Annotated in this window: 22 protein-coding genes, 11 tRNA genes and 1 rRNA gene; 2 read left to right on the forward strand and 32 right to left on the reverse strand. The window is 39.2% G+C overall.

What is annotated here, in order from left to right; genetic code table 11:
• From ACNSTQ_RS19635 to ACNSTQ_RS19695, 13 genes are all read right to left on the reverse strand, one after another.
• Nucleotides 1-222: ribosomal RNA gene (locus ACNSTQ_RS19635) — 16S ribosomal RNA — on the reverse strand; the annotation flags it as partial.
• Nucleotides 223-410: 188 nt separating this feature from the next.
• A tRNA-Ile gene (locus tag ACNSTQ_RS19640) sits at nt 411-487 on the reverse strand.
• Between the two features lie 11 nt (nt 488-498).
• Nucleotides 499-572 (reverse strand) — tRNA-Gly (locus tag ACNSTQ_RS19645).
• 6 nt (nt 573-578) lie between these two features.
• A tRNA-Pro gene (locus tag ACNSTQ_RS19650) sits at nt 579-655 on the reverse strand.
• A gap of 7 nt (nt 656-662) precedes the next feature.
• A tRNA-Arg gene (locus tag ACNSTQ_RS19655) sits at nt 663-739 on the reverse strand.
• Nucleotides 740-766: 27 nt separating this feature from the next.
• Nucleotides 767-852: transfer RNA gene (locus tag ACNSTQ_RS19660), tRNA-Leu, on the reverse strand.
• Nucleotides 853-868: 16 nt separating this feature from the next.
• A tRNA-Leu gene (locus ACNSTQ_RS19665) sits at nt 869-952 on the reverse strand.
• Nucleotides 953-978: 26 nt separating this feature from the next.
• Nucleotides 979-1,054: transfer RNA gene (locus ACNSTQ_RS19670), tRNA-Asp, on the reverse strand.
• Nucleotides 1,055-1,115: 61 nt separating this feature from the next.
• Nucleotides 1,116-1,191, reverse strand: a tRNA-Val gene (locus ACNSTQ_RS19675).
• A gap of 31 nt (nt 1,192-1,222) precedes the next feature.
• A tRNA-Glu gene (locus tag ACNSTQ_RS19680) sits at nt 1,223-1,297 on the reverse strand.
• An 8-nt stretch (nt 1,298-1,305) separates the two neighbouring features.
• A tRNA-Ser gene (locus tag ACNSTQ_RS19685) sits at nt 1,306-1,396 on the reverse strand.
• A gap of 2 nt (nt 1,397-1,398) precedes the next feature.
• A tRNA-Asn gene (locus tag ACNSTQ_RS19690) sits at nt 1,399-1,474 on the reverse strand.
• A 124-nt stretch (nt 1,475-1,598) separates the two neighbouring features.
• Entirely contained in the window at nt 1,599-2,066 is a 468-nt protein-coding gene (locus ACNSTQ_RS19695; protein ID WP_418201480.1) for a SprT family protein, read from the reverse strand.
• 109 nt (nt 2,067-2,175) lie between these two features.
• Here ACNSTQ_RS19695 and cmpA point away from each other — a divergent pair, with 109 nt between their 5' ends.
• Entirely contained in the window at nt 2,176-2,316 is a 141-nt protein-coding gene (gene cmpA, locus ACNSTQ_RS19700; protein ID WP_418201481.1) for a cortex morphogenetic protein CmpA, read from the forward strand.
• Between the two features lie 36 nt (nt 2,317-2,352).
• Here the strand turns inward: cmpA and ACNSTQ_RS19705 are convergent, their stop codons facing one another.
• The 14 genes from ACNSTQ_RS19705 to acpS all read right to left on the reverse strand — a co-directional run bounded on the left by ACNSTQ_RS19705 (nt 2,353) and on the right by acpS (nt 14,574).
• Nucleotides 2,353-4,509, reverse strand: a complete 2,157-nt coding sequence (locus ACNSTQ_RS19705; protein WP_418201520.1) for a Tex family protein — start codon at nt 4,507-4,509, stop codon at nt 2,353-2,355.
• Nucleotides 4,510-4,862: 353 nt separating this feature from the next.
• Nucleotides 4,863-5,465, reverse strand: coding sequence for a PP2C family serine/threonine-protein phosphatase (locus ACNSTQ_RS19710; RefSeq protein WP_418201482.1), 603 nt, complete (start codon nt 5,463-5,465; stop codon nt 4,863-4,865).
• Nucleotides 5,462-6,250, reverse strand: a complete 789-nt coding sequence (gene sigB / locus ACNSTQ_RS19715; protein WP_418201483.1) for an RNA polymerase sigma factor SigB — start codon at nt 6,248-6,250, stop codon at nt 5,462-5,464. The genes ACNSTQ_RS19710 and sigB overlap by 4 nt, the downstream gene beginning before the upstream one ends.
• Entirely contained in the window at nt 6,219-6,695 is a 477-nt protein-coding gene (gene rsbW, locus ACNSTQ_RS19720) for an anti-sigma B factor RsbW (protein WP_418201484.1), read from the reverse strand. The genes sigB and rsbW overlap by 32 nt, the downstream gene beginning before the upstream one ends.
• Nucleotides 6,692-7,024 carry an STAS domain-containing protein gene (locus ACNSTQ_RS19725; RefSeq protein ID WP_418201485.1) on the reverse strand — a complete coding sequence of 111 codons (333 nt, stop codon included), beginning with the start codon at nt 7,022-7,024 and terminating at the stop codon, nt 6,692-6,694. The genes rsbW and ACNSTQ_RS19725 overlap by 4 nt, the downstream gene beginning before the upstream one ends.
• Nucleotides 7,025-7,077: 53 nt before the next feature.
• The gene (locus ACNSTQ_RS19730; RefSeq protein ID WP_418201486.1) at nt 7,078-8,100 is read right to left on the reverse strand and encodes a PP2C family protein-serine/threonine phosphatase; all 1,023 of its coding nucleotides are present in this window, start codon (nt 8,098-8,100) and stop codon (nt 7,078-7,080) included.
• A 12-nt stretch (nt 8,101-8,112) separates the two neighbouring features.
• Complete coding sequence (locus ACNSTQ_RS19735; protein ID WP_418201487.1) at nt 8,113-8,523, reverse strand: anti-sigma regulatory factor; 411 nt, start codon at nt 8,521-8,523, stop codon at nt 8,113-8,115.
• 2 nt (nt 8,524-8,525) lie between these two features.
• Complete coding sequence (locus ACNSTQ_RS19740; protein WP_418201521.1) at nt 8,526-8,882, reverse strand: STAS domain-containing protein; 357 nt, start codon at nt 8,880-8,882, stop codon at nt 8,526-8,528.
• Nucleotides 8,883-8,906: 24 nt separating this feature from the next.
• The gene (locus ACNSTQ_RS19745) at nt 8,907-9,734 is read right to left on the reverse strand and encodes an STAS domain-containing protein (RefSeq protein WP_418201488.1); all 828 of its coding nucleotides are present in this window, start codon (nt 9,732-9,734) and stop codon (nt 8,907-8,909) included.
• 778 nt (nt 9,735-10,512) lie between these two features.
• Nucleotides 10,513-10,863 (reverse strand): type II toxin-antitoxin system PemK/MazF family toxin, encoded by a 351-nt coding sequence (locus ACNSTQ_RS19750; protein ID WP_075387512.1) that lies wholly within the window; start codon nt 10,861-10,863, stop codon nt 10,513-10,515.
• 3 nt (nt 10,864-10,866) lie between these two features.
• Nucleotides 10,867-11,151, reverse strand: a complete 285-nt coding sequence (locus ACNSTQ_RS19755; protein ID WP_075387513.1) for a CopG family ribbon-helix-helix protein — start codon at nt 11,149-11,151, stop codon at nt 10,867-10,869.
• Between the two features lie 112 nt (nt 11,152-11,263).
• Nucleotides 11,264-12,442: an alanine racemase gene (gene alr, locus ACNSTQ_RS19760; RefSeq protein ID WP_418201489.1), complete on the reverse strand. Its 1,179-nt coding sequence runs from the start codon at nt 12,440-12,442 to the stop codon at nt 11,264-11,266.
• 373 nt (nt 12,443-12,815) lie between these two features.
• On the reverse strand, nt 12,816-13,832 hold the full coding sequence (locus ACNSTQ_RS19765; RefSeq protein ID WP_275120674.1) for a LolA family protein: 1,017 nt from the start codon (nt 13,830-13,832) through the stop codon (nt 12,816-12,818).
• 379 nt (nt 13,833-14,211) lie between these two features.
• The gene (acpS, locus tag ACNSTQ_RS19770; protein WP_418201490.1) at nt 14,212-14,574 is read right to left on the reverse strand and encodes a holo-ACP synthase; all 363 of its coding nucleotides are present in this window, start codon (nt 14,572-14,574) and stop codon (nt 14,212-14,214) included.
• A gap of 179 nt (nt 14,575-14,753) precedes the next feature.
• Here acpS and ACNSTQ_RS19775 point away from each other — a divergent pair, with 179 nt between their 5' ends.
• Entirely contained in the window at nt 14,754-15,500 is a 747-nt protein-coding gene (locus ACNSTQ_RS19775) for a rhomboid family intramembrane serine protease (RefSeq protein ID WP_418201491.1), read from the forward strand.
• 313 nt (nt 15,501-15,813) lie between these two features.
• Here the strand turns inward: ACNSTQ_RS19775 and ACNSTQ_RS19780 are convergent, their stop codons facing one another.
• From ACNSTQ_RS19780 to ACNSTQ_RS19800, 5 genes are all read right to left on the reverse strand, one after another.
• The gene (locus tag ACNSTQ_RS19780; RefSeq protein ID WP_418201492.1) at nt 15,814-16,308 is read right to left on the reverse strand and encodes a hypothetical protein; all 495 of its coding nucleotides are present in this window, start codon (nt 16,306-16,308) and stop codon (nt 15,814-15,816) included.
• 16 nt (nt 16,309-16,324) lie between these two features.
• Nucleotides 16,325-16,648 (reverse strand): DUF2325 domain-containing protein, encoded by a 324-nt coding sequence (locus tag ACNSTQ_RS19785; protein ID WP_275120678.1) that lies wholly within the window; start codon nt 16,646-16,648, stop codon nt 16,325-16,327.
• A gap of 186 nt (nt 16,649-16,834) precedes the next feature.
• Complete coding sequence (gene ltrA / locus ACNSTQ_RS19790) at nt 16,835-18,109, reverse strand: group II intron reverse transcriptase/maturase (RefSeq protein WP_418201493.1); 1,275 nt, start codon at nt 18,107-18,109, stop codon at nt 16,835-16,837.
• Between the two features lie 728 nt (nt 18,110-18,837).
• Nucleotides 18,838-20,523 carry an ABC transporter permease gene (locus tag ACNSTQ_RS19795; protein WP_418201494.1) on the reverse strand — a complete coding sequence of 562 codons (1,686 nt, stop codon included), beginning with the start codon at nt 20,521-20,523 and terminating at the stop codon, nt 18,838-18,840.
• Nucleotides 20,524-20,558: 35 nt separating this feature from the next.
• Nucleotides 20,559-21,668: an extracellular solute-binding protein gene (locus tag ACNSTQ_RS19800; protein ID WP_418201495.1), complete on the reverse strand. Its 1,110-nt coding sequence runs from the start codon at nt 21,666-21,668 to the stop codon at nt 20,559-20,561.
• Nucleotides 21,669-21,930 lie beyond the last annotated feature (262 nt).

Raw genomic sequence — 21,930 nt, forward strand, 5'->3', positions numbered from 1 at the left:
GTAAACCCAACTTTTACAATGACACCATGTGGTGTCATTGATTATCCGGTATTAGCTCCGGTTTCCCGAAGTTATCCCAGTCTACAGGGCAGGTTGCCCACGTGTTACTCACCCGTCCGCCGCTAACATCATAAGAGCAAGCTCTTATGATGTCCGCTCGACTTGCATGTATTAGGCACGCCGCCAGCGTTCGTCCTGAGCCAGGATCAAACTCTCCATAAAAGTGTTTGATATAGCTCATTGTCACAAACGTGACGTTTTTTAAAACATTGACGAGACATCATGTATCTCATTTATTTCGCTTGGCTTTTTGTTCAGTTTTCAAAGAACTTTTATTGATGTCTTAAAAGCGACTCCCTTATATTATAATAATATTCAAATGAAGTCAACACTTTTTAAAAACTTTTTTCTGGTGGGCCTAAGTGGACTCGAACCACCGACCTCACGCTTATCAGGCGTGCGCTCTAACCAGCTGAGCTATAGGCCCAAAAAATAAAATGGAGCGGGTGATGGGAATCGAACCCACGACATCAGCTTGGAAGGCTGAGGTTTTACCATTAAACTACACCCGCATATGATGGTCGGGAAGACAGGATTTGAACCTGCGACCCCCTGGTCCCAAACCAGGTGCTCTACCAAGCTGAGCCACTTCCCGTATATCATGGCGCGCCCTGAGAGATTCGAACTCCCGACCTTTTGATTCGTAGTCAAACACTCTATCCAGCTGAGCTAAGGGCGCTTCTATTTTAATATATGTTATATATGTTGGTGCGGCCGAGAGGACTCGAACCTCCACGGGGTTGCCCCCACTAGCCCCTCAAGCTAGCGCGTCTGCCATTCCGCCACGACCGCTTTATAATTCGCACATTGGTGCGGGTGAAGGGACTCGAACCCCCACGTCAAAGACACTAGATCCTAAGTCTAGCGCGTCTGCCAATTCCGCCACACCCGCTTAGTTTATCTTTTAAAATTAAAAAATGGCGGTCCCGACGGGAATCGAACCCGCGATCTCCTGCGTGACAGGCAGGCATGTTAACCGCTACACCACGGGACCACAAACCGCTACAAATTTATTAAATGCTCAACAACACAAAATTGTTACAGCTAATTAAATATGGTGGAGGATGACGGGCTCGAACCGCCGACCCCCTGCTTGTAAGGCAGGTGCTCTCCCAGCTGAGCTAATCCTCCATGCAGAACTTCTAAACTTCTAATATAATATTGGTGACCCGTACGGGATTCGAACCCGTGTTACCGCCGTGAAAGGGCGGTGTCTTAACCGCTTGACCAACGGGCCAATATGACTGGCGGAGAAGGAGGGATTTGAACCCTCGCGCCGGTTACCCGACCTATACCCTTAGCAGGGGCACCTCTTCAGCCACTTGAGTACTTCTCCACTGGCTCCACAGGCAGGACTCGAACCTGCGACCGATCGGTTAACAGCCGATTGCTCTACCAACTGAGCTACTGTGGAATGATTATTGGACTTGAACTATTTTACATGATTTCATTCATGATGTCAAGTTCATCTAGAAAATTATCGCAACTACTTAGACAAGCTGTCTTGCAGCGACCTCTATAATATATCACAGAATAATTTAGTGGTCAACATCCATTTTTATCATCCTTAATTTCCCGCCACACTTACCACAAGCATATCGCGAAAGGTCAAACTTTCTTTTTCTAGTGTACTTTAAAAAACAACTTGTACATTGAATAATATACCGTTTCTTAGAGTAAGTTTTTTCATTAGAGAGTGCTTTACAGTATCTAGCTCCACCTACTTGCTTTAATAAATCTTTAAAGTCTTTATCTTTATGTTGATAGCCTTTCTTTTGTATGTGAAGGTGATAATGACATAATTCATGTTTAATAATGGAGATGAGCTCTTCTTGGCCAAAGGCTTCATACTGTTTAGGATTGATTTCAATGTCATGGGTATGCAGCAAGTATCGTCCGCCTGTTGTTCTCAGGCGATGATTAAATCGTGCTTGATGGACAAAGGGACGCTTAAAATACGCTAAGGATACTTCCTCAACGATGGATTGCAACTCTTCTTGCTTCACGATCTTTTTTCTCCTTTAAATAAATTACTTTCAAATTTCTATCAACTTTGACAAACTGTTATACATATACTAATCATAGTAACATAAATGATTAAGGAGCTGCTAGCTTATGCCCTACTGGCTAAGAAAGCAACTAAAAGTCGCTTTCTTTCAAAAAAATCGATACCAAATTAAATTACTCAACCAGTGTTGGTTCTATTATCAAAGGACAAATTACAAAAGAAATACTGCAATTGAAAAAAGCAATTAATTAAGAGAGAGGCTGACAAAGTCAGCCTCTGTTCTTTTATTCATTTATTTGCTTTTCAGGTTCAAGCATCGTCAAAGCAACTCTTTGCTTTTTAAAGTCAACATCATCAACCCAGACGGTAACAACCTCTCCAACTGCTACAACTTCTAGTGGATGCTTTACAAATCGATTACTTAATTTAGAAATATGGACAAGGCCATCTTGTTTTACACCCACGTCTATAAATGCACCGAAATCAACTACGTTTCTTACTGTCCCCTGTAATTCCATTCCTTTTTGCAAATCTTCAAGTGCTAATACACCTTTTTTCAATAATGGCTTGGCTAAATCATCACGCGGGTCACGTCCCGGACGAATAAGTGCATCAATGATATCTTTTAAGGTCGGTTCCCCAATTTCTAACGTATGCGCCATTTCCGATAATGAAATTTGTTGAAGTTTTTCTTTTAAGGCGTCTGTACCTAGCTCTTCCATACTGGCTCCAACCGCTTCAAGTAACCTTTTTGTTTCCGTATATGACTCCGGGTGAATTGCTGTATTATCTAATGGGTTCTTCCCTTCTGGAATTCTTAAGAACCCGATACACTGTTCATACGTTTTATCACCAAGTCTAGGTACTTTCTTTAATTGTTGACGAGAAGTAAATTTCCCTTCTTCATTTCGCTTCTTGACCACATTATTAGCAACCACCTTTGATAAACCTGCTACATATTGAAGCAATGAGGATGATGCTGTATTTACATTGACACCTACACGGTTTACTGCCGTCTCCACAACAAACCCTAAGGATTCCGCCAACCTTTTCTGAGAAACGTCATGCTGATATTGACCAACACCTACAGATTTAGGGTCTATTTTAACTAGCTCAGCTAACGGATCTTGTAACCGCCGTGCAATTGATACTGCACTCCGTTCTTCGACTTGTAAATCCGGGAACTCTTCGCGCCCAAGCTCAGAAGCCGAATACACACTCGCTCCAGCCTCATTAACGATTAAATAAGAAATCGGTAATTTGTTTTCTTTGATTATATCCGCAATAAATTGTTCCGTTTCTCTTGATGCTGTTCCGTTTCCAATCGCAATAACATCAATATTGTGCTGCTCAATTAAACGATTCACGACTTTCTTAGCTTCTTCTACCTTATTATGAGGCGGAGTTGGGTAAATCACTGTAATATCTAGAACTTTACCTGTATCATCTACTACACCTAACTTACAACCCGTTCGGTAAGCTGGATCGACACCTAGTACCGTGTGATCTTTAATGGGTGCTTGAAGTAATAGATTTTTTAAGTTCTCTGAAAAAATATGTATCGCCTGTTCTTCCGCTTTAGTTGTTAGTTCATTACGTATCTCGCGCTCTATTGAAGGTTCAATTAACCGCTTATACCCGTCTTCAATTGCCTCAGTTACATAAGGCACAGCACTTGAATTATTGTTTTTTATGTAGTTTCTATGCATATACGTTTCAATTTTTGGCACAGGGAATGTAACTCCAACACGTAAAATTTCTTCTTTTTCCCCACGATTTATAGCGAGAATACGGTGTGGTACGACTCGCCTCAGGGGCTCCTCATACTCATAGTACATCTCATAAATGCCTTTTTCATCTTTTTCAGCATCTTTTACTTTCGTAGAGATAATACCTTCTCTAAAAGCTAACTCTCTAATGTGCTTACGTACGTCAGCATCATCAGAAACCCACTCAGCGATAATATCTTTAGCCCCTTGAAGTGCGTCTTCAATTGAAAGTACTTCATGTTCTTCGGAAATATACTTTTGGGCTTCTACCTCAACAGCCGCCGATTTTGGCAAGGAGAATAACCAACCCGCTAACGGTTCAAGACCTTTCTCTTTCGCTACCGTTGCTTTTGTACGGCGCTTTTGTTTATATGGCCGATACAAATCTTCTACTTCTTGGAGCTTTTCTGCTTTTTCGATCGCTGTCTTTAATTCATCTGTTAGTTTTCCTTGCTCATCAATAAGACGAATGACCTCGCCTTTTCTTTCACTTAAGTTCACTGCATACTGCCATGTTTCAGTGATCGATCGTATTTGAACCTCATCAATTCCGCCTGTAAGTTCTTTTCGGTATCGCGCAATGAAAGGAACGGTATTCCCTTCTTCTATTAATTGGATTACTTGCTGAACAGTTTTAGTTGGTAAATTTAATTCTTTACCTATTTTCATCATCATTTGTTGACGTTGTTCCGGATTACTCAAGTTCATCTCTCCTCTATACACAACTTGCCATGTTAGCATTTCTTCTATTATATTAAATTATGCTTAAAAGTCGACTCTCCATAATAACCTTCGACAAACCACTCCCCAATCCTCTTATTGAATAACCTGTTTTAAAACAAAGCTGATTTCGTATACTTTGTTGCTTTTGGACCTTTTCCTTCACGCTGTTCAAGAAGAGCCTAAAACAAAGACCACCAAAGCCCACCTTCCCTCCTTATCATAGTCCCTTGTAAAATAGTCAAACGTTCTAACAGTTCAAAAAGGAGCCTGACCATATGAATGTAGTCAGACTCCTAAAGCCATTAATGTAATTGTCCAACGAGAAGCGTCAGGTCATCATCAACTGCACTCACATGTTTTTCAATAAACCGATCCGCCTCTTCCTGCGAACGCATATCTGTTAAGTTCTCACGCTTTAAACCACTCAACTTAACTCCATCTGAAAAAATAACAAATACACTACCAGGGTCGTAAGGAAAACTCTCAGTTTTAACGTTGATTTTTCGTCCCGATAAAAAGCCGCGATAAGGCATCGGTCTGATCATTTGTCCTTTGGAAGAATAAAACAAAAAGCCAACATTCCCAATGTTACTATAGTGGACCTTCCTATCTTTCCGATCAAACTTGACAACAGTTAATACAACTCCTCGCTTTGAGACTAGACTTTTATTACATAGCTCAACTATTTTCTTTACATCTTCATGATGGTTCTGTCTAATGACATTCATTACAGTAACAGATGAAGCATAGGCTTGTTCACCGCTGCCTAATCCGTCAGAAACAGCACAGACTACATAATTTTCTTTTTCTACAACGACATAGGAATCCCCGCAAAGTACATTTCCATTTTTCGGTCTCTGATAAGCTGAAATACTCACATGTTGTTTTTTTTCAAATTCGATCATTTTAAGCACTCAGTCGGTTTAACATCAATCGTTTCACGAAGCTTTTGCAGCGCCCGCCGTTGTAGTCTAGATACATGCATTTGAGAAATCCCTAATTGCTCTCCAGTCTCTTTTTGACTTAGGTTTTCATAATAGGTGAGCTGTAAGATCTGCCTCTCACGTTCACTTAAAACAAGAAACGCTTTTTCTAAAAGAATTTGTTGATCGGTTTGCTCGTACCCTTTTTCCGGGCGACCAACGAGATCTAATAGCGTGGCTTCTCCACCTTCTTGATCAGCTTCAATCGGCCGGTCAACAGATAGCGCCTGATAACTTCTGCCCATTTCCATTGCTTCTAAAACCTCTTCCACAGAAACATTAATGAGTTCAGCGATTTCCTCAACTTTTGGAGAACGTTGTAATTCATTTGTTAATTGATCAACAGCCTTTTTAATTTTAGGACCTAATTCTTTAATTCTCCTGGGAACATGAACACTCCACGTTTTATCGCGAATATACCTTTTTATTTCACCAATGACAGTAGGAACAGCAAAGGATTCAAAACTCTTTCCGACACTAGGATCAAATCGTCTAATTGCCCCAAGCAGACCTAACATACCGACCTGATAGAGGTCTTCTGCATGTTCTGGACCCTTCGCAAACTTTCGAGACAAGGTTTGAACTAGCGGCTTATAATGGTCAACTAGTTTTGTCTGCGCCTCTTTCGATTCACCTTCTTGATACTGCTTAATCCATGAAATTACATCATCTTTACTATTGGGTCGTTGCTGAGGTTTCGTCGACATATCGTTCCACCCCATCTCTTCCTAAGTACTTCGTCATCATTAAAATAACACCATCTTTTTCACTCATCTCCACCTTATCCATTAAAGTGTTAATGAGAAAGAGACCCAGCCCTCCTTCTTTTAACTCATTGATAGGCTGGCTTGCATCAATCGGTCCTAACTTATCTCTTATGCCTTCTATATCAAAACTTTCTCCACTATCTGCCACAACTACTTCTAATCGATCACTATATACATGAAAGGTCACTGATATACACCCATCCCCTTCATAAGCGTGCTCTACAACGTTCGTACATGCTTCTGCAACAGCAATTTTTATATCTTCAATATCATCGTAGGTGTAACCAATTCGATTTGCAATTCCAGAAACAGTCAAACGGATGACTCCTACATACTCTGGTTTTGCAGGAACTTTCATCTCGATGCGATCACTTTGACGGGTCATTGCATTCCCTCCTTTTCTTGATCTTCAATATCTATCACTTCATCCAAACCTGTAATTTTAAATAGTCTTTGCAAACGGCTAGATAAACCTTGAAGTTGGATGTGGCTGTTATAATTATGCGTGGATTTTAATGCACCAATAAAAATTCCAAGCCCTGTACTATCGATATACTCTACATCAGATAAGTCCACAATAACTTTCATACCACTTTGCTCAGTTAGCGGTAGCAATACCTCTCTTAATTTCGGTGCTGTAAAAGCATCAACCTCTCCTGATAAGTGTAATAAGTGCAAGTTTCCCTTAGTTTCTTGACGTATTTCTAAATTCATAATACCCCTCCTGAGAAAATCCTTCTCCATTTATTTACCACTCATTAGATTTTTTAAACCTTTCTTCGTATCACCATCATCGTAAAATCATCATTCAGTGAGAAATCTTGTAACTGAGCTAAATCATCGTAGATTTTCTCGACAATCTCTTGTGATGGCAAATGAATATAACGACGTAGAAGTTTCGTAATTTCTTCACGTTCAATAAAATGGTCCCCTATTCTACATTCTGTAACTCCATCAGAAAGTAAAACAATGACATCACCAACATTAACTTCTAGCTTATACTCACGAAAATTGGCGTTGTTGGACACTCCGAGTACAAGACCTTTTGCATATAGGTCTGTAAACCGCCCTTGTTCTGAACTGTAGTAAAACCCTGGTTCATGCCCTGCTCCTGAATAAACAAAGGTGTGATCCTGAGCATCATACGAGCCGTACATCATTGTGATGAACATACTAGGATCTACATTTTGTTCGACCACGCGGTTTAAATTATTAAGTAAAGCACTAGGTTCCAAACTATTAGTTGGCATACTATCGATAGCATATTTGATCATCGACATACACATCGCTGCAGGTATACCCTTGCCAATAATATCAGCAATGGCAACCCCTAACTGTCCACTTTCATTTTTTACACAATAATAATAATCGCCACTCATTTTCCCAGCAGGGACACTAATAACACCAATCTCAATTTCTTGCATTTGTGGTATTTCCTTAGGCAAGAGGGTTTGTTGCATATTGGCAGCAACATCAATTTGCATTTCTAACTCTCGTTGCTTGTCCCTTAAGCTCTGATGTTCTCTATAGGCTAAACCATAGCCTACCATGATCTCCAGTAAAAATGAAAAAGATTCCTTAATTTCACTCGTTAGATCTTCAAACATCTCTTCTAGTACGGCACAGTGCAAACTCACCATTTCTTCTGGGGAAATTTGATTTTCCAGTAAACGTTTACTATACTGCTGTGCATCATACAAGTCTTGTTCACTTTTATTTTCTAAAAATGCACGAAGTAAACCTTTATATTCGGATTGCAAAGTTAGATCGAGACTTTCAGCTTCAATCATCGCTTCCCCTCCTTATCTAAGCCATTTCGTAACCGTTATAACCGTTCCTTCGCCTACATTCGTTTCAATCTGAAAATCATCCATTAACCTTTTTACACCAGGGAGACCAGCGCCTAAACCGCCAGAAGTGGTAAAACCATCTTCCATCACTTGTCGAATATCATTTATTCCTGGCCCCTGATCAGATGCAATTATTTTAATTCCTTGTTGGAATGGATTATCGCTTATCCCTATAACTCGTTCAATGCATATGGTTCCTTGCTGTGCATATAAATAAATATTTCGAGCAAGTTCAGATATCGCTGTTGCAATTCTTGCTTGATCCACCGTACCAAAACCAATTTCCTTTGCTAAGTTCCTACCAGCTTGTCTAGCTGCAACAATCTCCCACTCACTTTTGACTTCTACACAAGATTGGGTCATCCTTACCCCTCCAGTACTTGCTGCAACTTTTCCAACCCTTGCTCTAAATCGAGCGCCGTTTGGACACCACCTAACTCAATTCCCATATCCACTAGCGTGATGGCTACAGCAGGCTGTATTCCAGTTAGCACTACTTTTGTTCCCATTAAATTAGACATATCAACGACGTCACCAAGTACTTTAGCAATAAATGAGTCAATCATTTCTACACTAGTTAGGTCAATAACAACACCCATTGAACCTACTTTATGAATTTTATTAAGTAAGTCTTCTTGAAATTGAAGTGCCGTTTGATCATCTAATTCAATTTGAACACTGACGAGTAAATAGTCTTTCAACTTTAAAATTGGTATTCGCATACTCATTCTTAGGCCACCTACTCTCTATAAATCTACTAATTGTTTATTCGTCAATTCAAACGCAGTCTCAACGCCTTTTCGAAGTGTACTCTTCGTCGGAAATTGACTTAGATCTATCCCTAAATTTACAATCGTTTGGGCAATTTCTGGTCTAATTCCAACGAGAATACATCTAGATCCAACTAAACGAACCGCTTCAGCTGCTTGAATGATGTGGTGTGCCACCATGGTATCGACGACCGGAACTCCCGTTATATCAATTAAGACCACTTCAGCTCGATGCTTAATGACGCCATTTAATAAATTTTCCATAATAAGTTTCGCCCTGGCTGTATCGATCGTCCCAATGAGAGGCATAATTGAAATGTTTTCAAATATAGGTATGAGTGGCGCAGAAAGTTCTAGTAACGATAACTTTTGTAATTCAAACGTATTTTGCCATGAACCGGAATAGTTATGGATCACTTTATTAATAATTCCATCTATCCAAGTTTCAATTTCATAAAATAAAGAAACGATTTTCTTACTATCATTTTCTCTTTCCGTTAACATCTCTAAAATTACACGACGAAACGCTTGTAAGCCCTGAGTAATATATTCCAACTGCATTCCCGCACGAACTAAACGCTCTGAGTACTGCCCAATTCGCTCAGTCGCTTCTACTTGACTCCAATGCAATGTATCAAGAATTAATTCAACAAATTCTTGGTTGGTACTCTCAAACACATGCTCAGTTACATTTTTCATGTACGTTTCCTTACGTACGGCTTCAATTTCCTTAAGCCAGCGTGCTTTTATATCTGCTTTATTTTGCAAAATAATTTCAATAATATCTGGTTGCAATGACAACACCTCCATATTATTCTATTATTTCACGTTCACAAAAAAGTTGCAAAAGATGTACTTGGTAGAAAAGCGGAAGTGCCCTGCCTATCGGCGACAAGCGCTGGAGGGTCAACACGAAGTGTCCTGCTTTTTGGACACGCCGGTTGGACCGAAGCGACCTCGATCCGATGGTACCTGCAACTAGACAGTAGAGAAAAGCGGAAGTGCACGGTTAGCAGCGTAGGGACTGAACCACTTAACCGAGGTAACTCCAGATTTGGTATTGTTACCAAGGAATGACCTTGTTCCATTGTAGTGGAACTGAGAGGCCTCTATTTGAACAAAAGAGGCCTAGTTAAAGTATTTGGGGAACTGATTGGCCCTTATTTACGCTGAATTATAGTAAATCACCATTAAAATTGGTAAATAAGGTCTTCTGAGTGCTCTAAGATTAAAAAAGAGCGGATATCAGCTGAAATAAGGGCCTGTGGTGTCCGCTAATTTTATTCCATGTTAATCTCAAGAGAACCAAATTCCTTATATGTTAAAAACGTGAAAGTTAGACGAGGAAAACAACTATACAGCTAATACTACAGGTTATCCGCTAGATACTACTAAGAAAAACTCTCAAACGCCCACCAACAGTTGCCCATGAATTGAGCGTGTGAAATTCACAATTCACACGCTCAATTACTATTCATACATATCCACAACTAATTCATTCTCAGAAAAAAATAAAAAAAGCTACCTCATCTTGTTAGGAGAAGTAACTTTTTCATCATTTACATTTAAATAATTTTAAAAATTAAAAATTAATAAGACCTAAACTAATTTGAAGCGCATCATCCACGCGACTCATCATGTCGTCGTCCAAATGTGTGATTTTGTCAGTTAGTCGTTGTTTATCAATCGTCCTAATTTGTTCTAACAAGATCACCGAATCTCGATCAAACCCATAACGCTTAGCGTTAATCTCTACATGAGTCGGTAACTTTGCTTTTTGAATTTGGGCTGTTATCGCCGCGACGATGACAGTTGGACTAAACCGATTCCCGATATCGTTTTGAATGATGAGAACAGGCCTAACTCCACCTTGCTCTGAACCAACAACAGGAGATAGGTCAGCAAAGTAAACATCGCCACGTTTTACAATCAACAGCTACACCCCACTAACTAAGCGATCTAGGGTGTGCTCTGCTTCCTCCTCAGCAAGAAAGGCTTCTGATGCAATGTTTAAATTGATCTTTGCCATTTCCATATAACCCTGCTGCATCGACTCACGAATTTGACGTCTTTTTCGTTCTCGAAGATACATCTTTGTAGCTTGGGAGATAAATTCACTCCGGTTAACATTTTCCTGTTTTACTACCCCATCTACTTCGTTTAAAAGGTTCTGTGGCAAACTAATCATAATTCGCTTTGTGGCTTGTTCAGACACAAACATACACCCCCAACGTACGGTACGACCTATTTACATTCCGTTATAATAATAGCACTCTCTAGACTGAATTGCAAAGTCGTTCTTCAATATTTTTTTAAGTTTAATTAATTTTTGTTTATGGTACTAATTTGTTTTTTACAGCATATACCGCGCCATGCTTGATATAAACTCTTGGAATTCTGGGACCAATCATACATGGGATTTCATAATTGATTGTTGATAATCGCTTAGCAATATCGTCTACTGAAATCATTTGATCTCCTTGTGCACCAATTAATGTTACCTTTGAACCTACCGGAATTTCATAAGGTAATTTTACCATACATTGATCCATACATATCCTGCCAACAAATGGAACATATTGTTCGCCTACTAATACGGAACCATTTTGTGAAGAATGATAGCGGAACCAACCATCTGCATAACCAATTGGGATCGTTCCAATCCATTCCCACTCTTTTGTTTTATATGTTACACCATAACTGATTCCTTCTTCAGGGGGAACATGTTTAACTTGTATGAGCTTAGAATGTAGAGAAAATGCTTCTTTGAGTTGAACAGGTAGTTTATCTTTTATTTCCATTGAAGGAGTAAGGCCGTACATCGAAATTCCTAGGCGAAACATATTGAATGCCTTCTCAGGGTGCATTAAACCTGTTGCACTATTTCCACAATGAATAATCGAAATGTCTACTTTCCACTCTTCCAACAAGCTTATCAGTTGTGTAAATCGTTCATGCTGTTTATTAAAATAAACATCACACAGTTCATCAGCAGTCGCAAAATGAGTATATATTCCTTCTAATTCAAAACGTGGATCTTCTTGAATAAGCTCAATTACAGCTTTTCCCTCTTTTTCATCTCTTATACCAATTCTCCCCATGCCTGTATCAAATTTCACATGGATTTTTATGCGCTTATCCCCACGATAGACTGTTTTGGCTCTTTCTAACCATTCAGCTGAGAAGACCGTGATAGTAATATCGTACTCAGCTGCAACTTCTAAATCCTCAGGACGAATAGCACCTAGAACTAATATAGGTGCTTTAATATCGGCATGGCGTAATTGAATCGCTTCATCTAGGATCGCTACCGCTAAGTAAGCAGCACCAGCTTCAAGTGCAGCTTCCGCTACAGGAACTGCACCATGACCATACCCATCGGCCTTTACAACTGCCATTATATCCATTTTATGTTGAAAGCTTGCTTTAATATTCCGAACATTTTCCTTTATACAATCAAGGTTGACCTCAACCCATGTATCACGATAAAAAGAATCATTCCAACGTTGCAAAGCGCTCTCCACCTTCCAAAATGCAGCTATTTCTCTTTATGTGAGTGTTCAAAAAGGAGGACAAAAAGATCCAAGTAGTTCGAGGCGGTGCAGTTGCGAGTACCACAGCGTATGTTATTAATACGTGAGGAACACAGCAACAAACCAACGAAGAAATTCGACAGAGATTTTTCCCGGACTTTTTGAACGTCCTCTTTATTGTGATTATCGTTTTCTTTGTACTAACTGTCAACAATTCTAAAGTCGTATTCAAAAAAAGAAAGAGGCTGACTATTCGTGTCTAAGCCTCATCTGTACAGTATAATTTTTTTCATTATATCAAGTACAAGTGTTGGCAAAGTTACTTAGATCAGCCTCCAACCTATTTATTCAATTATTTTTCCAATGTCCCGTAAACCGAACGAGCGATAGACATCATTTCTTCAGCCTCTAGGTCGTTCGATGCCAGATAGAAATCAACTCCTTGATATGTCCACATAAGTGAACCATTGGACATGACACCAACAGTAAATCCTAGGTCTACTGGATCACCAGAACTTACATTCATCGGTGTACTCGCTGGAACAACACGGCTCTTCTCTTGGATTAAAGTAAAGTTATTCTCTCCAGAATACGTAAGAACGACTTTTTCACCGTCTTCTGTTCGAACTGTTTCTGAATTTGTTAATGCAGTGCCTTGTGGCTCATACATCGGATAAAGTACAGTTAAAGGTGATGCTTCTTCCGCTAACGTCGGAACTTCCTGACCCATTTGTGCAGCTGTCATGTTACGTTCCATATCAAAATCATCTTCATTGAAGCTAGGATTCATTGAAAACGAACTGAACGTCACTTGTACAAGCGGCTGTAGGTCGGTATTCATGATCTTTACAGATGCAGGTGTAAGGTCTTTCTTGTTCAGCATAATTTCTTGACTGTTTAAGTTCTTGTTTTGATAATTTGTCTTCGTTTGAAACACATAGTGATCTTCAGTTGCTTGGAATGTACGATCTGGGTCATTTAAAATATCAGCAATTAAAGATTCGTATAAGTAGACTTGGCTGTTGTTTTTTGGCCAGTCACTTTGAAAACGGAAGCTCTTATTTAAAGCTGGTGTTAAAACGAACACCCCGTCATCGTTACGAAGAATGATTTGACTTTGGTTCTTCTCATCATTCTTTAAAGCTACACGATAATGATTTTCTACCTGATGCCATACTTCAACATCATACTGTTGTGGTTCTTTTCCTGTTTGTAATACCATCGTAGCATCTGTCTTATAGCCGGTCATTTCGCTAAGCTTTTGATCTAACCCTTCAATAATGTCCTCCTGCGTTTTTTCACCGCAACCCGCTAATACAAGAGTGAGAATGACGCTGACGAACAATGCAACTAGTCCTTTCCTTCTCACTACAGTTCACCCCTTCGTCTCATATTTCACGACAAAAGAAAGACATCAGTTATACGTTTTCAAGTAATTGTCTTTCGAGCAAAGGAAGAAATGCGTGCCTATCATTTAAATTGTAATGTCACGGGTCTGAGTCAAAGCAATAGCCGATAGAAGATATCCCTCAGAAACTCCTAGCTAAGAAGTTTATCAATGATGACAATGTAAAAGAAGTCCGAGTTCTTTTCATTTCTATCGCTTATCACAAACCCCGTGTTAGACATTCATAATTAATAGCGCACGTCCTATCACTCAAAGACTATGAGTCAATTACTCTTGTTGTAAACTGGCTTTCTCCTAACCGCACTATCACTATATGAGACGAACTCACACAATATGCAGACTAGCTTGACAAGCTTTCAATAATTACTTGTGCAACCGCAAATTCTTTCGAGTGAGAGATCGATAAATGTACTGTTTCCTCGCCTTTCCAAGCTATCTTCGGTTTCCCGGTATGGACATCATTAACGACCTCAACATCCTGCCAGCCAACTTCTTTGGAAATTCCAGTACCTAGCGCTTTAACGAATGCTTCCTTAGCTGCAAAACGACCTGCCACAAACTCAACTTGCCGTTGTTTTGAGAGCGTGTTCAACTTTTTTCTTTCATTTACTGTTAAAATTCTCAGTACAAATTTATCTGTTCGCTCCATCGCCTTTTGAATTCTTCCAATCTCTACAATATCAATTCCTGTTCCTTTAATCATTGATTTGTTCTCCTTCGTTTAGTACCCATTATTCCCCAACCTTCTAAAAGTTCAACCTCTTCTATAATTAACATACTAAGTTGTAGTAGTGATATTCTCAACTTGCAATCATAAACTTATCATAACCTGCTCATTTCATGGTAGTATGGAAGAGAAATGAAGTAAAAAGGTGGTTTTCTATGTTTATACGAAATGAAAGCTTTTACTCTTTCCGACGTAATTATCCTGTCATTACAGCTATTGTAGCTATTCACCTTATTCTCTTTGTTTGGATGAACTTTCTCCCTTTTGGCTATCTCGTTCGAAATATTGGGATCGGATTTAATCCAGCCGTTGCTCAAGGTGAATACTGGCGTCTCATTACACCTATTTTTATGCATCTTGGCGTAGGTCACGTCCTATTTAATTCATTTTCCCTCGTTTTATTTGGCCCAGCACTAGAAAAGATGCTTGGAAAAGTTAAATTTATTTCTATTTATTTATTAGCTGGTATTATTGCAAACATCGCTACGTTCTATTTAGGTGGCCTTTCATATCCGCCACATTTAGGGGCTTCTGGTGCGATCTTCGGTTTATTCGGAGTTTATCTCTACATGGTTTTAAACAGAAAAGATTTAATTGATCAAGCCAATTCACAAGTCGTAATGACGATTTTAATTATTGGTCTCGTTATGACCTTCGTAAACACCAATATTAATATTCTCGCACATTTATTCGGTTTAATAGGTGGCGCAGCACTTGCACCTATTTTCTTAGCCAACGCACGACCTTTTTACGCGTATCGCCACGTTCATGATCCAGACGAAGTTTCTTTCAATCCAAATCGTTGGCGTAAACGCCGTCTTAACGGTGCAACCTTCCAAAAGGCACTTTGGATTGGGTTTGGTATACTAGTAGTCATCGGTATTTTAATTCGCTTTTTTTAAGCATATATGACGAAATAACAGAACTATAAGGAAAAAGGGCTAACTTAAAAAAGTCAGCCCTTTTTCCTTATTGAGTTAAAATATCGATCCATTCTTCTTCCATATAAACATCACTCTTACATTTCTTCTTTGGTTTGTCCTTCATCGGCTTTATGAAGGACACTTCCCTGCAGTTCTACCGTGTTTTGTCCTTCATCGTCCTTATGAAGGACACTCCCCTTGCAGTTCTACCATGTTATGTCCTTCATCAATTCAACCATTATGTAAATATTTAAAACAAAAAAAATAAAAATGGGCACCTTAGCACTCATTTTTATTTCCGGTCATATAACTTATATACGTTTCCATCTACCAAAGAGTAAATGCTGATGTAGAGTAAACCTGTTGTCCCTTTTTTTACTAAATATTTCTTGATCTGGTTACAGATAACCCCTGACTCTTGTTGATTCGTTTCCATAAGGAATACAGTAGCTCGCATACCATTATCATTCGCTAATTGGTTCATAATAACGAGTTGATCATTTATTAAATGAGAGCTTCCACCTTCATTATAGGATAGCCCTTTTAATAATGTGTCTGTTGTTTTAGCCAAGACCGTGTAATAATCTGTTGATCTTGAAAAATGATCGACATTTACTTTTTTCCAGTGTTCTGCAATTAGCAATAGGACATGATAGGCATTTCTATCCTGTTCATTAATGTTGAAATAACCCTCTATTACGTTGTTAACAATAGATTGTAGTTCACTGCATAAATTCTTTTGAATGAAGAGATGTGCCTTTTGAAAACCGATATGACTTCTAGACATTTGTTGCACCTTCGTTTCAGTTTGAAATTTGACAGTTCGTCTTATTCGGACAGCCTTCATACTGACAGCTACCGATGGCTTGATAAATTGAACACCAGGACCGCTTAGCGTAGCAAATAGGCACTCCTTGTTCATTTGCTTTCTTTTTTAAAACAGAAGATAAATTATGATTTATGTAATCCGTTAGAACGAGTACTAAATCAACGTGAGCTGGAATTTCCCTTTTCACTTGTTGAACTTTCCTTCCACTGACGTGAATAACTTCATTAAACCCTACCGTAGCTAATTTACTTGGAATTTTACCTAAATGATCGGCACCGACAATAAGAAGAGCAGACACACTTAATTCCTCCTTCATATTTTCAATTGATAATAATTTTCATTTTCACTACCCTTATTTTAATTGATAATGATTATCGGTGTCAACGTATTTACAAAAAAGTAATCGAGTAGAGGGAAAATAATATGATTATTTTCGCCCCTCTCACAACACCGTACGTACGGTTCTCGTATACGGCGTTTCAATTTATATTACAGTGTGTACTTTTAGGTAACGTTCCAAGGCAGAGGGAATTCCCCTCTGCTTTAGTCTTTTGTTTGAAAGTGCTCTCTGAACTACTTTCGATAATCCTATATATCGGTAGCCTTTTCGGCAAAAGGTTAATCCTTTCGCCTCTTCTTTTGGAATTCCTAGTTTAATTAGCGATTTAATTTGCTTTCTCGGTACCTTCCATTGTTTCCATATGATTACCCTAATTCTTGAGCGTAACTTCTCATCAATACGAGTCATTACCTTTTTCATATTTGATATTCTAAAGTAATTTACCCATCCGAATATGACTTGTTTCAATTTCAATATTCGGTAGTCTAACGGAATACTCCAGTTTCGCTTTGTCAATAGTCGAAGTTTCCTTTGAAATTTCTGTACAGAAGTTTGGTGTGGTTTCACTTGATATCTACTATTTTTAAAATCGTAATAATATCCAAAACCTAAGAGTTTTAAATCTTTTGGACGAGATACCTTACTCTTTTCGGCATTAACTATCAACCCTAGTTTCTCTTCTATAAATCTCACGATTGATTTCATGACTCTGATCGCTGCTTTTTCGCTCTTCACAAAGATAATTGCGTCATCAGCGTATCTCACGAATCGAAGTCCTCTATTCTCTAGTTCCTTATCGAGTTCGTTCAACATGATATTACTTAGTAGTGGGCTTAGGTTGCCACCCTGTGGTGTTCCTACTGGTGTTTCTTCATATCTTCCCTTCACCATTACTCCACTGACTAAGTATTTTCTGATTAGCGAGATGACATCTCCATCGTCGATTGTGTTGGAGATGATTCGTATGAGTTTATCGTGATGGACTGTATCGAAGAATCTTTCTAGGTCAATGTCTACCACCCAATCGTGTCCGTCATTTAGAAATTCCAAACTTTTTATAATCGCCATCTCACAGCTTCTTTTTGGTCTAAAGCCATAACTGAATTCACTGAACTGCTTCTCAAATATCGGACTGAGTATTTGATGAATGGCTTGTTGAACTACCCTATCCACTACTGTTGGTATTCCCAATTTGCGCATCTTGCCATTATCTTTTGGGATTTCCACTCTTAAGGCAGCTTGTGGTTGGTATTTTCTTGTTCTGATGCGCTGGCGTAGTTCATCTTTGTTCTCTTTCAGATATTGCTTTAGTTCGTCAACTGTTACTCCATCGACCCCACTTGCACCTTTATTTTTATAAACACGTAAGTAGGCTTCATTCATATTTTGATTACTTAGAATCTGTTCTAAAAGTTCCACACTCGTTTCTCCTTCCCTCTCACGTAGTAAGTGATAGCTCCATTTTGGTTATCCTTTGAGATACGCTCATACTTTCACCATTAACACATTCGGAGTTCGTCGCTTACGCATTCGTGGCGTTGAAACACTATAAATTGTTCAGCCCTTCATGATATAAAATCATTACTATGGCTTCTGCTGACTTCTTGCGACTAACCTTTTCCGACTGTACTTCTGTACATTCGCAAGACCTCCCAGGGTAAGACAACTATCTTTCCTCTTTTACTCGCCTGATTTACACTAGAAAGTTACGCACATCATTGGACTTTGACTTGTTGTGGAGCCTTATCCCTTTATAGTGCCTTAGTATCAGATTTCTGTTCGTCGAGCCAAGATTTTATTCCACGCTTCCTCCAGCCCTTACCTCACGATAAGTACCTTGCGCTTCCTTAGTGGTTGGTGATGTGTACCCCCACAGTGGACTTTCACCACCTAGATAGTTGCCATGCCTGGCACACACAAAAAAAAACTCGCCGGTTGGCGAGCCTTTATGCGAATACAGTGGTGTAGTTGCAGCAACTATACTTAATTCTTAAAGTTGTTTACTACGTCGAATGTACTCCTTTGTTGGCAATTTATTTTTCTGAATATGCAAAAAGGCTGACTCCTAAAGCTTGTCTTTACTATCTCAACAACGAGACAGACAAACACTATAGAGTCAGCCTTTCTTTTATTAAACAAACGTTTATTTAATATTTTTTCAACAAGTATCGTAATGGAATAATCGATACGAGAATGATAATTAGAGCGGATGGCGCAGCCAAGTAATAAAACGCCTCTTTTGCTTCAACATAGACCCGTACTGCTAACGTATCAAATCCTGGCGGGCGAAGCATAAGTGTTGCTGGCAGCTCCTTTATTGAACTAACAAATACAAGTGCCCCTCCAGCTAAAACGCCTGGCAGTATCGAAGGTAAAATAACTTTAAACATGACTTTCCAAGGTGGTTGTCCTAAACTTCGTGCTGCTTCATCGATCCTTGGCGAAACTAGACTTAATGATGCTTCCCCTGCTTGCATCGCTTGTGGCAAGAAACGGACAACAAAAGCGAGAGCTACCATATAGAATGTATTGTATAGAGCTGGGATGTGATTATTAAAGATAAAGATCATCCCTAAAGCAACAATTACACCAGGCAATGCATATCCTGCGTAACTCAACTTATCAATGGTACTTGATATCACCGACGGATAGCGAGACTTCAAATAGATAATCGGCAATGCTAAAATCATACACAATAAGGCCGCAAACCCTGAAACTCGCAAACTGTTCCAAGCAAATCCAAAAAATCGTTCATCAAGTGCACCCATGCCAATTCCAATAATGGACCAATACACGAGTACAGTAATCGGTAATAATACCGAAACAAAAAACACAGTACTTACAAAAAACAATGTCGGAACTTTCCACTTTCCTAACGATAAGATATCCGGCTCTTTAAATGTATTGGATGTTTGATAATATTTGCTCTTCTTCCTTGTTTTCGCCTCAATCCATAATATTACGACTGTCAGTAATATAAGTACTAAACTTAAAACCGAAGCTGAAGCGGTATCGAAGCTGGCTCGTTGAAAATAAATGGCAGCTGTAAATGTAACATAACGCATCATCGCGATGGCACCAAAGTCAGATAAAACGTACAAGGATATAAGGATCGCACCCGCTCCAATTGCCGGCCGTAAAAACGGCAAATTAACTTTCCAAAAGATTTGTCGTGTGTTCATCCCTTGTGATCGAGCCACTTCTTCAAAATTACGATTCATCTTTCGAAGTGACGCACTTGCAATTAAAAAGACATACGGGTACGTAAACATCGTTAAGACGAAGAAAACACCCCAAAATGAATAGATATTTATCGGGTAATCACCAAGTAAATTCACTAACCATGGTGTATCGCGCCAAAAATCGCGGACCCACCCCGTCGGCCCAAAGACGATTATATAGGTCATTGCTCCAACGTATGGAGGAATAACGAGCGGAAGTGCCAGTAACCACATCCACATTTTACGTCCAGGTACATCTGTTCGAACTACAATCCATGCTAGGGATACTCCAATTATAACCGCACAAACCGTAACTGCTACTGTAAGTGAGAGGGTGTTCCACAATAATTGCGGAATTCTTCCGTCTAAAAGTCTCACCCAGCTGTCTACTCCAGCAAACATCGAACGCCATACAACATACAAAATCGGAATCGACATTAAAAGAGCTGTTATAAGTCCAAACATCAGCAAAACAGGCCCTGGTGGGTTACCTCGCCAAATATCCATCCATTTTCTATTAAAAAAACGGAGAATGGTTGGAGAGCTTTGCTCTCCAACCTTAGCATTCTGATCGTTATTTAGTTCTTGTTTCTTACTAGATTTACTGCCCATTATGCTCTCTCCCAATTGTTGAAAAAATTAAGTTATTATCTAAGCTCTAGATCTAAACCTGCAGCTTCAATAAGACCTTTCGTATCTTCAAAATATTGACCTAACTCTTTTAACGGCATAGCGTGTAAATTTAACTCAGATACCTTTACAGCATTTGCATATGGAGGCTCTAGATCAGGGTTAATTGGTACTTCTAGAGATTCGCCAACAAACGCTAATTGATTTTCTTCTTGTAATAACCACTCGATAAATACTAGTGCGTTATCAGCATTAGGACCACCTTTTACAAGGCCAACTCCACCTGCATTAGTAATCGTACCCATTTGACCTTCTCCTTGGTCATTGTAGATGAACCCTACATTGTTATCAGTTGGTTCTTCTAATTGTTGGTGGTAGTAGTAGTTGTTAACTAAACCAAATGCAAGCTCACCAGCACCTACAGCTTGACGAATGTCACCGTGACCGCTATAAATTCCACCAGCGTTTTCTTTGATAGCTTCAATCCACTCAGATGTTTTCTCGTCGCCCCACTCATAACGTAATGCTGATACGTTACCAATCATACCACCATTTCCTCCACGAGTAATAGCAAATTGTCCTTTATATTTATCGTCCATTAACTCTTCCATTGTCTTAGGCATTTCTTCTTCTGTAATCATATCTTTGTTATAAATGAAACCACGTGCTCTTGTAGATAATGCAATCCAAGAGTTGTCATCCGCACGGAATTGTGCGTCAATTGAGTCATAACCTGGCACATTGTGCCCTTCTAATAAATCTTCCATACGTAAGTACTCTAAGTTACCGATATCATTTGTAATGAAAACGTCAGCTTGAACATTTCCAGCTTCTTCTTTAATTTGAAGAGCATCTGCTTCATGTAAAGGTAAAACTTCAATTCCTGTTTCTTCAGCAAACTTATCTAGTAAAGGTTGCACGAATTTCTCATTACGTGCTGAGTATACTACAAGTTGCCCACCTAATTCTACTACTTCTTCTTGATCTTCTTGTTGCTCTTCTTGTGGTTGTTCCCCACCTGTTTCTGGTTCTGTTTGAGTTTCTTCTTGACTACCGCAAGCGGCTGCTACAAACACTAATGCAAGTGCCATCATAGTAAGCATTAAAAGTTTTAATGATTTCTTCATTGCGTATGTTTCCCCCCATAAATATGTAACTTTTTATTTTGTAGTTGGAATGAAATTCATTCTCAATCTCAGCTACAATTCGTAGTATAGTGCAATTGATAATCATTGTCAACAGACTTTTCAAAAAAAGATTTTAGTTCTGTAGAAAGTTACAACTATGTGGCGAAAAAATCGCGAAGCGCAGAAGAAAAGCCCGCTAATCCGCAAGATAGATACCGATACCTATCGTTTGCGAAAAAGCGGGCACTTTATGAGTCAGTCC

The sequence above is a fragment of the Alkalihalobacterium sp. APHAB7 genome (assembly GCF_048323755.1).
Classification (GTDB): Bacteria; Bacillota; Bacilli; order Bacillales; family Bacillaceae_F; genus Alkalihalobacterium.